Here is a 12,450-nt window from a genome sequence, read left to right as displayed (position 1 = left end):
CCCCCATGTCATTCCCCTTGCGCCCCCACCGGCCCGCGAGCATGAGAGCCCACAGGGGCGCCACCCGCGCCCGCTCCCGAGGAGTTCCTTCCGAATGACGACGCGCTTCAAGAACCTGGATGGCAGCGGCCCCCAGCCGTTCGGCACCGTCTTCAAGTGGGCAGTCGCCGACAAGCTCGCCGGCCGTCGTCGCAAGTCGCCCGACCACGCCCCCGTGCCTCGCGTGGAGCCGGACCTCGCCCTGCTCCACACGCCCCCAGCTCCCGGTGAAGGCGCGCGACTGACCTGGCTGGGCCACGCCAGCTGGCTCGTCCAGCTGGACGGCCTGTCGCTCCTCATCGACCCCGTGCTGCGCGACGCCATCAACGTGGTCATCCGCCGCAACGTCCCGCCCGGCGTCCCCATCGACCAGCTGCCGCCCATCGCCACAAGCCTCGTCTCCCACAACCACTACGACCACCTGGACCTGCCCACCCTCGTCGACGTGGGCGCGCCCATCGTCACCGGCCTGGGCCATGCGCCCGTCTTCAAGGGCACGCGCCTGGGCGTCACCGAGCTGAACTGGTGGCAGTCCACGAAGGTGGGACCCGTCACCGTGCACTTCGTCCCCTCCCAGCACTGGAGCCGCCGCGGCCTCAACGACGCCAACCAGATGCTCTGGGGCGGCTTCGTCGTGGAGGGCTCCACGGCCCGCGTCTACCACTCGGGCGACACCGCCTGGTTCGACGGCTTCGCCGACATCGGCCAGCGCTTCCCCGGGCTCGACGCCGCGCTCTTGCCCATCGGCGCGTACGACCCGGAGTGGTTCATGAGCCGCCAGCACATGAACCCCGAGGACGCGGCGCGCGCGTACGAAGCACTCGGCGCCAGGCGCTTCCTCGCGATGCACTGGGGCACCTTCAAGCTCACCGATGAGCCGCTCGACGAGCCGCCCCGCCGCCTGGACACCGAGTGGAACCGCCGGGGCTGGCCGCGCGAGGACCTGCACGTGTTGCCAGTGGGAGGAACGCTCACCGTGCGCGCCGGTTGAATCACACCGGAGCCTGTGCTGTGGAAAGCCCATGCTCCTCGCCACCGCCCTGTCCCTGGCGCTCACCCAGGCGCCGCCACCCCTCACCACCGTGTCCGAGCAGAGCGGCTGGGTCCGCACCGGCCGCTACTCCGAGGTGGAGGCGCTCTGCCGCGCCTTCCCCAAGGCCTTCCCCGGCAAGGTGCGCTGCGACACCTTCGGCACCACGCCCGAGGGCAGGCCCATGCTCGCGCTCGTCGCCAGCGCCGACGGCACCCTCACCCCCGCCGCGAACAAGAAGAAGAACCGCCCCGTCGTCTTCTTCCAGGGCGGCATCCACGCGGGCGAAATCGACGGCAAGGACGCGGGCTTCGCGCTGCTGCGCGACATCCTGTCCGGCAAGACGCTGCCCGGCGTGCTCAAGGGCGTCACCGCTGTCTTCGTCCCCGTCTTCAACGTGGACGGCCACGAGCGCTTCGCCCCCAACCACCGCCCCAACCAGGTGGGCCCCGAGGAGATGGGCTGGCGCGCCACCGCGTCGAACCTCAACCTCAACCGCGACTACGTCAAGGCCGAGGCCCCGGAGATGGTGGCCCTGCTGCGCTACCTCCACACGTGGGACGCGCTCGTGTACGCGGACCTGCACGTCACCGACGGCGCCAAGTTCCAGCCCGACGTCTCCGTCGGCATCGAGCCGCAGCAGTCGGGGCCCCAGGCCCTGCGCACCCTGGGTGTGAAGCTGCGCGAGGAGCTCTTCCAGGAGCTGGAGAAGGAGGGCCACCAGCCGCTCGAGTTCTACCCGTCCTTCCTCGAGGACGACGACCCGGCCTCCGGCTTCGCCTACGGCGTCCCCACGCCGCGCTTCAGCCACGCCTACGCCGCCGCGCACCACCGCTTCGGCGTGCTGGTGGAGACCCACTCGTGGAAGCCCTACGCCGTGCGCGTGAAGGCCACGCGGGACGTCGTCGCGGGGCTGTTGCGCCTGGTCTCCCGTGACGGCGCCTCGCTGCTCGCCGCCGTGAAGGCCGCCGACGCCGAGGCCCAGGCCGGCAAGGTGCGCGACGTGGTGCTCGCGTGGAAGAGCACGAAGAAGAGCCGCGTCCTCCCGTTCAAGGGCTACGCCTACGAGCGCGGGCCGTCCGAGGTCTCCGGCCAGACGTGGATTCGCTACGACGACACGAAGCCGCAGGTGTGGAACGTGCCCTACTTCGACACCGTGGAGCCCGCGCTCACCGTGGCCATGCCCACGGGGGGCTACGTGGTGCCCCCGGCCCACGCGGCCTGGGTCGCCGAGAAGCTCACCACCCACGGCCTCACCTTCCAGCGCCTCACGCGCGCCGCACCCGCCACCGACGTGGAGGTCTTCCGCGCCACCGAGCTGAAGTGGGGCGCGCAGTCCAACGAGGGACGCCAGACGCTGTCGGTCAAGGGCGCGTGGGAGAAGCAGTCGCGCGAGCTCCCCGCGGGCTCGCTGTACGTGCCAAGCGCCCAGCCCGGCGTGGAGCTGGTGGCGCACCTGTTCGAGCCCTCGGGCTCCGACTCGCTGCTCGCGTGGGGCTTCTTCAACCCCCACTTCGAGCAGAAGGAGTACATCGAGGACTACGTGCTGGAGCCCTTCGCCCGCGAGCTGCTGGCCAGGGACGCCGCCGTGAAGGCCGAGTGGGACGCGAAGCTCAAGGACCCGGCCTTCGCCAAGGACCCGCGCGCCCGCCTGCGCTTCTTCTACGAGCGCCACCCCGCCCGCGACACGCGGCTGCGCGTCTACCCCGTGGTGCGCACCGCCGCCGCGCCCGCGGCCTCGCGCTGAGACACGACGGCCCCGGCGGCACGTGAGCGCCACCGGGGCCGCGGTACTTGCTTCGGCCCCGCTCCCGAGTCACCCCGGGAGCGGGCCGCCTCCCACGCCGGCCCCCGCCTCACGACGAGGGGCCGACGCGCGGAGGGGCTGCATCAGCCGATGACGCCCTCGCAGGCGCAGAGGCTCGGGTTGCACACCGTGTTCGACGGGCAGCCGCCGCAGTCCGGCTTGCACGCGCACGAGCAGGACGCCGCGTCCGGCTGCGCGGTGGGGCCGCAGTTCAGCGTCGACGTGTCACACGCGCAGGCGCACACGTTCGGGTCGAACTTGTAGCCCGCCGCGCACGTGGCCGTCTGGACGCACGAGCAGCTGCACGTCGCCGTGTTGCACGACTCGTAGGTGCCGCACGTGCCACCGCAGTCCGGCGCGCACGTGAAGGAGCACACCGCCGGGTCCGTGTTGCAGACCTGGCCCGAGGCGCCGCCACCGCCGCAGTCCGACGGGCACTCGCACTTGTCCGTGGTGCGGTTGCACGACAGCTTGCCGTCGCAGTAGTCGGCCTCGGTCGCGTCGTAGTACGGGTCATTGCGGCACGGAGGCGGCACGCCGTTGGGGTTCGTCGTGCGGTCGCTCCAGTAGCGGTAGGACACCGCGGCCTGGGTGTTGTCCGCCTGCGGGCGGCAGCCACCGAAGAACGACAGCGTGCGGTTGATGCCGTCCACGTCGAAGCCGTGGGTGCGGCTGCGCGGCAGGTCCGCCGGCGTGGGGCACGTGGCGGGGTTGGCCACCGCGCCCACGGACACCTTCACCGAGGCGCCGATGGGCGGCTGCTGCGTGCGGTGCCCCACCGACGCGATGACGCTGTCCACGATGCCGTTGATGGTCGTGGTGATGGAGCCCGCGTTGCGGATGGAGCCCACCACGCCGCCCGTCGCCTGGATGATGTCCAGGTGCTTCGGGTTGCGCGGGTCCTCCTGCACGTGACACCAGGTGGAGGTGTCGCTGGTGGCCAGCTCCGGCGGGCAGATGATGCCGTGGACCTGGATGGTCTGACCCAGCGGGTTCTTCGTGGCCGGCGTGGTGCCCGTGCCCTTGAAGTACTGCTCGAACGTGGCGATGGAGTCGGTCGAGTAGTCGTGCGTGTCCGTCAGGATGACGACCACCACCTTGGCGCCCGCGCGGATGCGCGCCGGCTCGGAGCTGGTGGACGACGGCGCCATGGGCCCGTTGATGGCGGCGCGCGCCGCGTCCATCGCCTTCTCGTCACCGTTGCCGTTGGTGCGCACCCAGCAGTCCAGGTTGCTCGAGCAGGTCGTGGCCTCGGTGACGACGGTGCACGCGCCACCGGAGCACGCGCTGTTCTCCGTCAGCCACGCGCGGAACTGGTTGACGTTGGTGGTGAAGCCGCGCACCACGTTGCGGTTGGTGTGGTTGGTATTCGTGGAGGTGTAGCTGGTGGTCACCATGGCCAGACGCCAGTCCAGCGTGGAGTTGCCCAGCTTGTTCGCCACGGCGGTGGCCGCGTTCGCCAGCGACTGCTGGCTGCTGGCCATGGAGCCGGAGTCGTCCACCACGAAGATGAAGTCCACCACCGCCGCGCGCGTGGTGAACAGCTCGCACTGCACCGCGTCCGCGTCACCGAACTGCGCCAGCGACGAGCCACCCGCCGTGTCCGTCAGCGTGAACAGGCTGCCGGCCTCGTTGTAGCGGGACGTGGGGGTGATGGCGAGCACCACCAGCACGCTGTCGTTGGAGCGGTGGACGTACTGGCCCTGAAGGGTGAACGGACCGGTGATGCCCGCGGTGCCCGCGAGCGAGCCCGTGCTGTTGGGCACCATCGAGCGCACCAGCGTGTTGGTGAGGGCCTTCAGGTCCTGCGTGCCCGCCAGGGTGTAGCGCGCCGACAGCGCGGCGTAGCCGTCCCAGGTGGTGAACGTCTGCGACACCTCGCGCGCCGCGGTGTTGAACGACGCGCCGCGGATGGCGGCCTCGTCGCCCGTGGGCGTGGTGGAGCCGCCCGCCTGGCCGCGCTTGTACGCAATCACCGTCACCTGCCGGGTGTCGTCCCAGCCGATGACGCCCACCGTGGAGCCCGCCACGGTGATGTTGGTGAGGTTGGCGTCCTTGAAGGTGGCCGGCAGCGCGAGCCGGATGTCCGCGCCGTTCTCCTCCTTGAAGGTCACCGGGCGCAGGTTCGACGCGCGGCACGCCTGGCCCGCGGGGGTGTTGGGCGCGCCGTCCGCCGGGTTGTTCGGGTCCAGCTCGCCCGGGTCCACCTGGCCGTTCTGGTTCGCGTCCTCGGCGCCGTCGGCGATGCCGTCACCGTCCGAGTCGGGGTTGTTCGGGTTCGTCGTGCTGGAGGGCTGCGCGTCGCCGGAGTAGCCGCAGTCCTTGCGGGGCGCGTTGGCCGTCGTCACGCCGCGCTCCAGGCCGTCGCGCAGACCGTCGCCGTCCGTGTCCGGGTTGGTGGGGTCGGTCTCGTTGCCGTCCACCTTGCCGTTGCCGTTGGCGTCCTCGCCGAGGAAGCCGTCGCGACCCTGGCCGTCCTGCAGACCGTCGCAGTCCGTGTCCGTCAGGCGCGGGTCGGTCTCGTTCGCGTCCACCTTGCCGTTCTTGTTCTCGTCCTCGACGCCGTCCGGCAGGCCGTCACCGTCCGTGTCCGCCTTGTTCGGGTCCGTGCCGGTGGCCGTCTCCACCGAGTCCGGGATGCCGTCGAAGTCCGCGTCGGGGATGGAGGCGGCGCAGTCGCGCACCTTCGGGTCCGTCTCACCGGGGTCCACCACGCCGTTGCGGTTGCGGTCCTCGTCGCCGTCCGCGCACGAGTCGCCGTCCGTGTCGGGCTTGAGCGGGTCGGTGCCCATCTGGATTTCCAGCCCGTCCTGCAGGCCGTCGCCGTCGGTGTCGCGCTTGCGCGGGTCCGTTTCGCCAGGGCTCACCGTGCCGCTCTTGTTCGCGTCCTCCACGCCGTCGGGGAGGCCGTCGCCGTCCGAGTCGATGGCGTTGGGGTCCGTCTCACCCGGGTCGCGGCGACCATTGCGGTTGGTGTCCTCCAGGCCGTCCGGGATTCCGTCGCCGTCCGTGTCCGCCTTCACGGGGGAGGTGCGCGAGTCCGGGTCCAGGTCCGCGCGGAAGGAGCAGTTGGGATCAACGCTGCTGGTGCGGCCGACCTCGACGCCGTCACGGATTCCGTCGCCGTCGGTGTCACGCAGGCCCGGGTCCGTCTTCAACCCACCGGGATAGACGTTGGCGAACTCCTCCGCGTCCGTCAGGCCGTCGCAGTCGGAATCCTTGTTCGGGTTCTTCGTGTCGTTCACATCCGTGGGCACACGACCCGGGTCCGGGTCCGGGTCCGGCTCGACGCCCGCGTCCTCCGGCGGCGGCGGGCCCGCATCCGTGCCACTGTCCGGGTTGTTCGTCCCGCCATCGTCTGTATTGCCGGGAGGGTTGGGGTCGGGGTCAGATCCACCGCAGCCGGCCAGCAACGAAGCTGACACGAGCACGCAGGCGATGAGCCGGGTGAGGGGCTTGCGCATCATTCGACTCCAGGGCCCTGACTCCGGGGGGTATTGGATGAGCCAGGGGGAATCCGAAGTCTATGAAGAGTCGGGCCCTCGGGTCAGCGTCTATTCCCCTGCGTACGAGTTTACCGTCGCTCTTCGTATGCTCTCTGTTCACCGTCATGGACGGATTGCCGCATGACTGTTTGCGAACAGTGTTCGCGCCCTGGGAGGCGTCGGTTATCGTCTCTTTCGTGCCTGTCTTCGGTCTCGCGGCGTTGTGGAATGGAAGGGCCTCGCCGGAGCTCGCGGCGGCGGTGGTGGAGGGCTTGGGCAGGTTGTTGCCTACCGCGCAATCGATGCAGCTCGTCGTGGCGATGCAGGCGGAGCAGGCCGGCGTGGAGCTGAAGGTGGAGGCGCCGGGCTATCCGCGCGCGTCCGTCGAGCAGCTCGCGGACGAGGTGAAGAAGAGCGGCGGGACGTTCGTGGAGTTGTGGCGTCTGCCCAAGGCGGAGCGGGATGCGTTCCGCAACACCACCTTCGCGAAGGGGCGCACGTTCGGAGGCGACGAGCGCGCCCTGGCGGCGCGCACGCTGGCGCAGCATGTGAGCACGCTGGCGACGCGGCCGGAGCCCACCGCCGGGCCCGTGGCGCCCGCCGGGCCCGCGCCCGTCGCGACGTCGGAGGAGGACCCGCGCAAGGTGCCCGCGGCGCCGCCGGGGAGTCCGCAGCGGCGGGGGCGGCGCTTCGCGGTGCGGCTGGAGCTGGCGTTCCGCACGGAGCTGGACTTCGTGCGTGAGCATGCGCTGAACATCTCCAACGGCGGGCTGTTCGTGCGCACCGCGCACCGACCGCCTCCCGACAGCGTCGTCACGGTGGACGTGACGTTGCCCAACGGCGAGCACCTGCAGGGCGAGGCGGTGGTGGTGCACGTGGTGGATGACCCGTACAACGGCGGCGTGGGGCTCGCGTTCCTGAGTGACGACGCCACCTTCTCGCGGACGCTCGACGGCTATCTGGCGAGCCTGGTGGGCGGAGCGGGATAGGGCATGGACGTGGGGGGAGAAGAGCACTGGCCGCGCGACTGTGGTCGCTTCGAGCTGCTGTCGCGCCTGGGGCGCGGCGGGATGGCGGAGGTGTTCCTGGCGCGGGTGAAGGAGGGGCCGCGCGTGGGGGAGCAGGTGGCCCTCAAGCGCGTGCGTCCCGAGCGCGCGCATGACGACGAGGCGCACGAGCAGCTGCTCCACGAGGCGGAGCTCGCCAGGTGCCTGCGCCATCCGCACATCGTCGGCTTCGTCGAGTACGGGGAGCTTCGCGACGGCGGCTATCTGGCGCTGGAGCTGGTGGAGGGGCCGGACCTGGGGCGGGTGCTGGCGCAGTGCCGCAAGCGGCGCATCGAGCTGCCCATCGACATCTCGGTGCTCATCGTCCGGCAGGTGTTGGAGGCGCTGGCGCATGCGCACCAGGCGACGAGCACCACGGGGCGTCCGCTGGGCGTGGTGCACTGTGACGTGTCGCCGCACAACGTGCTGCTGTCGCGGACCGGTGAGGTGAAGCTGGCGGACTTCGGCGTGGCGCGCTCGCGGGCGGGGATGACGCTGGACGCCCGGCGGCTGGGCAAGCAGCACTACCGCTCGCCGGAGCTGCTCGCGGGCGAGGTGTCCGTGGCGGTGGACCTGTGGGCGACGGCGGTGTTGCTGTACGAGCTCTTGTCGTTGGAGTCGCCCTTCCCCTCCGGGCCGGGAGAGGAAGTGGAGTCCGCCATCCGGGGCGCGCGGGTGAAGCCCGTGCGGTTGCATGTGCCGGAGGTGTCGGACGCGCTCGCGTTGGTGCTGGACCGGGCGCTGGCGCCCCACCCCGCGCAGCGCTTCGGCTCCGCCGAGCAGTTCGCGCGGGCACTGTCCTCGCTGACGGATGACCGCGTGGCCACGCCCCTGGCCGTGGCCGCCGTGGTGCGCGGCCTCATGGGCCCGGGGACTTGAGGGCTCAACGCCCGGTTACTGCAAGGGCAGCGTTCCCTGTGGCGTCCCCGAGCGTCCCACGTCGACGATTCGCTTGAGGAAGCGCTCACGCTGGGCGGCGTCATCCACGTTGATGACCCAGTCCGCGGCCTTCGACAGCACCTGCTCCGCGGCGCCAACAGCGGCCTGATGGCCTCGCGTCATCACGTAGGCGATGAACAGGGGGCGCTTGTCCAGGTTCGCGCTCCGGAACAGCTCGCGGAAGGCGAGGAACTCCTGGCTGATGTCTCGCAGGTCCTCTTCGAGCTGCGAGCGAGTCCCGACGATGGGCTCCATCAACAGCAGTTCCTGTCGCCCCTCGACGAACTGCGAAATCTCCTGGGCCGCTTTCGCATGCGTACTCGGCAGGAAGCTGGGTGAGTAGCGCCGCTGGACGAACTGGCCCACCTGCCACTGCTCGAGGAAGCGTTGCCCCAGCGTGTCCCGGTGAGGTCCTCGTGGCACGGTCTCCCGGGCATCAGCCTCGCTCGCGGGCTTCTGGGGGAGCAGATGCTTCTCCACCCAGGCGCGAGGATTCGTCACCTCCTGGGGCAGCAGAAGCTCCTCTCCGAGCCGGGCCAGCGGGCTGACCTCTCCCGAGGGGAGGTCGAAGCGCGTGGGGCTGGCCAGCGCATCGAGGATGGCCAGCATCGCGAAGTGCGCCTTGCGTCCGCCGATACAGCCGGGCGCGGGCAGCCACGGGGAGCGCGCGAACTCCACCCGGGCTCCGCTCTCCACGAGCGCACCAATGGTGACCTTCGCCCCCGAGAATGGGTCCGGCACGTAATGTACGAGACGGATGCGAGTCATCACCGGATTGCTCCAACCACCTGGATGTAGCGCTCGACGAGCTGTGTGGCCTGCTCCATGCGCCTGGAGAGCGCCGAGAACAGTAGGTCGCTGCCCGACTCCCCGACAAGCATGCAGCTTTGCTGGACGCATTGCCGCAACATGACGGAGCCCGCCAGCTCGGCTGCCCTCTTCGCGGCCTTGTAGGCGCCAACCTCCAGCAGCCCTACAGGAAGGCCCCGGGCCAGATTGGGCTTTTCCGGAATCGACAGGCCCGCATCGGAGAAGTCCTGGGGATAGCCCACCAGCGAAGCCCCAGCGTCGATGGCCCACGCCCAGACGTCCAGCTCATCCCCCATCGAGGTCAGGAGGATGTTCTTTGCATGGCGGTCATGGTTGTGGATGAGCGCATCGAGTGTGAGCATGGCCCCGAGTCCTTCCAGGTTCTTGACGAAGTGCGCGTGCGCACCATTCCAGTGCAGCGGCGAGGAAATCAGCGCGCTGAGCCACCCTACCTCGGCGCCCGGGCCCTTGAAGAAAGCCCCGTGAGGCTGCGGAACCCCCAGCGCGTTGCCCAGGTACCAGCCGACGAGCTCCGCCAGCAGTTCCTGCCAGCCCATGTCGACCTTGCGCACCCAGGGACGGCCGAGCGGGTCCTTGAAATAGTCCGCCCCGCTGGTGTGCTCCACTTCGACATGGGCGACATGCATGCCGCCCGTGACGGTCTCGAAGCACACCTCGACGCCGGCATCCCCGAGGAGGTCTTTCGACTCGCGCATCTGCCCCACCCCCATGGAAACAGCCCACCACCAGGAATCACGCGAGTCGGCGCACCTCGGCGAACGGAATCCCCAGGTCACCCTCCACCACCAGTCGGCTGCGGCCGCCGCCCTGCTTCACCACGCGCACCTGGACGCCGATGCGCTCGGCCAGCCCCGAGACGTGGGAGATGATGCCCACCTGTCGGCCCGTCGCCTGGAGCGCGTCCAACGTCGCCAGCGCCACCTCCAGCGTCTCCGGGTCCAACGTCCCGAAGCCCTCGTCGATGAAGAGCGTCTCCACCTGCGTCGTCTCCGACGACAAGGAGGCCAGCCCCAACGCGAGCGCCAGTGACACGAGGAAGCTCTCGCCTCCAGACAGGCTCGCCACGCCGCGCACCTCGTCGCCCATGTCCCCGTCCACCACCTGAAGGTCCAGGTCGTGCCCCGGTACCCGCATCAGGCGATACCGCCGCGCCAGCTCCTGAAGATGCGCGTTGGCGTGGAGCAACAACGCGTCCAGCGTCAGGCTCTGCGCGAAGACCTTGAAGCGCTTGCCGTCATGCGAGCCGATGAGGTCTCCCAACACCTTCCACACCTCGCCCGCCCGCCGAAGCTCCGCCAACGCCTGCGCCTCGCTGCCGTGACGCGCCCGCGCCGCGTCGTCCGCCTCCAACTTCGCGCGCAACATCGCCTCCGCCCGACGACGGACCTCCACGTCGTCGTGCAGCTGCGCCCGCGCCGTGGAGGCCTCCTCCTCCGACAGGCTCGGCGGTCCACCCTGCTCGTGGGCCGTGTGACGCTCCCGCCGCTCGTCGCGCACCGCGCGGGCCTGCGCCTGGGCCTCGCGAAGCACGGACAGCGCCCGGGCCTCCGCCTCGCACCAGGCCGCGTCGTGCGCGAGCAGCGCCTTCACCACGTCCAACGAGAGGCCCTGCGCCGACAGCCTCCGCTCGAGTTCCATCCGCGCGACCTCGCGCGCGTCCAGTGCGCTCGCGAGGCTGCGCACGGCGTCCTCCAGGCGCGCCAGGGTGACGCTCTCCGCTTGCCGTGAGGACTCGGCCGTCACCCGTGCCTGCTCGTACGCCGCCATCGCGGTGTCCAGCTTCGCTCGCAGCTCCGCGCGGACCTCCTGCGTCGGACGGCCTCCGAGCAGCGCCGCGCGGGCCCGGGTCGCGTCCACGCGCGCCTGCTCCTTGAGCGCCGCCCGGGCCGCGTCGTCCTCGGCGCGCCGGGTGCTCGCCTCCAGCTGTCCCTGCGCGCGCGCCCGCTGCTCCTGCTCCTGCTTCTCGAGGGCCTTCGCGTCCTCGACGAGCTTCTCCCGCTCCTTCCACATGGAGACGCGCTTGCCGCACTTCTGGCGGAAGTCCGCGGGCGCCGCCTCCAGCTTCCCCTCCCATCCCACGTCGGACGCGAAGATGGGCCCCACGTCCGCGAGCACCTGACGCACCACCACGTCGGCGGCCTCGACTCGCGCCAACCCCTCGCGCAGCGCGCTCTCCGCTCGCGTGTGGGCCTCTTCCGCGCGGCGAAGCGCCTCGACGGCGACCTCGCGACGCGAGCGCTGCGTCTCGAGCGCCGCGCGGGCCTCTCGCGCCGCACGCTCCAGGCCTTCCGCGGCCTCCTCCTCCGACTTCAAGGCAGCGAGCCGCGCCTGGACTCGCGCGACCGTGGACTCCAGCCAGGTCCCGGCCTCGACCGAGGCTCCGGCCTCCGGAGGCATCCCCACACTGGCCGGCTCGGTGGACGACGATGCTTCAACCGGAGCCCCATCGCGCAATGGCTCCACACGCAGCCACTGCTCACGACCGCGTCCCCAGGCCGCGCCGTGCTCCACGCACTGGGCCTTCGCGCTGTCACGCCGCGACTCGGACTGGGACCTCCGCGCCCGCGCCTCGGCCTGCTTCGCGCTCGCCGCAACCTCCGCTCGCGAGCACTCGGCCTGCTCGGACTCCAGCGTCTCCACGCGCGCGGCTGACTGCGCCACCAACCCGTCGAGCGCCGGCAGCTCGTGCCGATACGGATGCTCCGTCGCGCCACACAGCGGACACGCCTCGCCCTCGCGCAAGAGCGCCCGCTGCGCCGCATGGCCCTGCGTGGCCTGCGCCACCGACAGCGCCCGCCGCGCCTCCTTCAGCGCCGCGTCGCCCTCCAGCCGACGCTCCGCCGCCCGACGCACCTCCACCGACGCGGCCTCCACCTCCCCACGCGCCGCCACCGCCTCCTGCTCCGCCCGTCGAGCCTCCGACTCCGCCGAGCACAAACCCTGTCGCGCCGACTCCAGCGCCCGCAGCGCCTCCCGCCTCGCCAGCAGCGACTCGCGCAGCACGCGCCGCTCCACGGCCGTGCCCTCTCCCAACGCGGCCTCGGCATGCGTCGCCGCCGCCTGCGCCCGCGCCTCGGCCTCCGCCGCCGCGTCCCGCTCCCGCGTCCTCAGTCGCGTGGACTCCCGCAGCCGCTCCACCTCCGCGCGCTGCGTCTCCACCTGCGTCCGCGCCGCGCTCCCCTCCCCCAGCGCCACCTCGTACCGCTCCAGCTCCCGCTGCCAGCGAGGCCACTCCTTCGCCAACGCCTCCCAGTGGGCCTTCTCCACCAACCA

At 71.1% G+C, this 12,450-nt stretch carries 8 protein-coding genes; 4 read left to right on the top strand and 4 right to left on the bottom strand.

Annotated features, from left to right (window positions below; translation table 11 throughout):
• The first annotated feature begins 94 nt into the window (after window positions 1-94).
• Together FL311_RS34140 and FL311_RS34135 are read left to right on the top strand one after the other, a co-directional pair.
• Entirely contained in the window at window positions 95-1,030 is a 936-nt protein-coding gene (locus FL311_RS34140; RefSeq protein WP_141331879.1) for an MBL fold metallo-hydrolase, read from the top strand.
• A gap of 31 nt (window positions 1,031-1,061) precedes the next feature.
• Window positions 1,062-2,816, top strand: coding sequence for a M14 family zinc carboxypeptidase (locus FL311_RS34135; protein WP_141331878.1), 1,755 nt, complete (start codon window positions 1,062-1,064; stop codon window positions 2,814-2,816).
• Between the two features lie 143 nt (window positions 2,817-2,959).
• On the opposite strand, the gene cglD is transcribed toward FL311_RS34135, so the two are convergent.
• Complete coding sequence (cglD, locus tag FL311_RS34130) at window positions 2,960-6,340, bottom strand: adventurous gliding motility lipoprotein CglD (protein WP_141331880.1); 3,381 nt, start codon at window positions 6,338-6,340, stop codon at window positions 2,960-2,962.
• 218 nt (window positions 6,341-6,558) lie between these two features.
• Here cglD and FL311_RS34125 point away from each other — a divergent pair, with 218 nt between their 5' ends.
• Window positions 6,559-7,350 carry a TIGR02266 family protein gene (locus FL311_RS34125; RefSeq protein WP_141331877.1) on the top strand — a complete coding sequence of 264 codons (792 nt, stop codon included), beginning with the start codon at window positions 6,559-6,561 and terminating at the stop codon, window positions 7,348-7,350.
• 3 nt (window positions 7,351-7,353) lie between these two features.
• Complete coding sequence (locus tag FL311_RS34120; protein ID WP_141331876.1) at window positions 7,354-8,286, top strand: serine/threonine-protein kinase; 933 nt, start codon at window positions 7,354-7,356, stop codon at window positions 8,284-8,286.
• Window positions 8,287-8,301: 15 nt separating this feature from the next.
• Here FL311_RS34120 and FL311_RS34115 read toward each other — a convergent pair whose 3' ends face one another.
• From FL311_RS34115 to FL311_RS34105, 3 genes are all read right to left on the bottom strand, one after another.
• A complete protein-coding gene (locus FL311_RS34115) occupies window positions 8,302-9,114 on the bottom strand; it encodes a hypothetical protein (protein WP_141331875.1) in 813 nt (270 codons plus the stop codon).
• Entirely contained in the window at window positions 9,114-9,872 is a 759-nt protein-coding gene (locus FL311_RS34110; protein WP_141331874.1) for a hypothetical protein, read from the bottom strand. Before FL311_RS34110 ends, FL311_RS34115 begins: the two co-directional genes overlap by 1 nt.
• A 37-nt stretch (window positions 9,873-9,909) precedes the next feature.
• Window positions 9,910-12,450 (bottom strand): SbcC/MukB-like Walker B domain-containing protein (locus tag FL311_RS34105; RefSeq protein WP_141331873.1); only part of this gene is annotated, 2,541 nt, incomplete at its 5' end.

It is taken from the genome of Myxococcus sp. AB025B, from assembly GCF_006518215.1.
Classification (GTDB): Bacteria; Myxococcota; Myxococcia; order Myxococcales; family Myxococcaceae; genus Myxococcus; species Myxococcus fulvus.
Note: the sequence above shows the minus strand (reverse complement) of the source record. Positions and strands in the feature narration are given on the sequence as shown.

Excerpts from the sequence above, each read along its gene's own strand:
- FL311_RS34140 (WP_141331879.1), top strand. The coding sequence starts at position 95 with ATGACGACGCGCTTCAAGAACCTGGATGGCAGCGGCCCCCAGCCGTTC.
- FL311_RS34135 (WP_141331878.1), top strand. The coding sequence starts at position 1,062 with ATGCTCCTCGCCACCGCCCTGTCCCTGGCGCTCACCCAGGCGCCGCCA.
- cglD (WP_141331880.1), bottom strand. The coding sequence starts at position 6,340 with ATGCGCAAGCCCCTCACCCGGCTCATCGCCTGCGTGCTCGTGTCAGCT.
- FL311_RS34120 (WP_141331876.1), top strand. The coding sequence starts at position 7,354 with ATGGACGTGGGGGGAGAAGAGCACTGGCCGCGCGACTGTGGTCGCTTC.
- FL311_RS34115 (WP_141331875.1), bottom strand. The coding sequence starts at position 9,114 with ATGACTCGCATCCGTCTCGTACATTACGTGCCGGACCCATTCTCGGGG.
- FL311_RS34110 (WP_141331874.1), bottom strand. The coding sequence starts at position 9,872 with ATGCGCGAGTCGAAAGACCTCCTCGGGGATGCCGGCGTCGAGGTGTGC.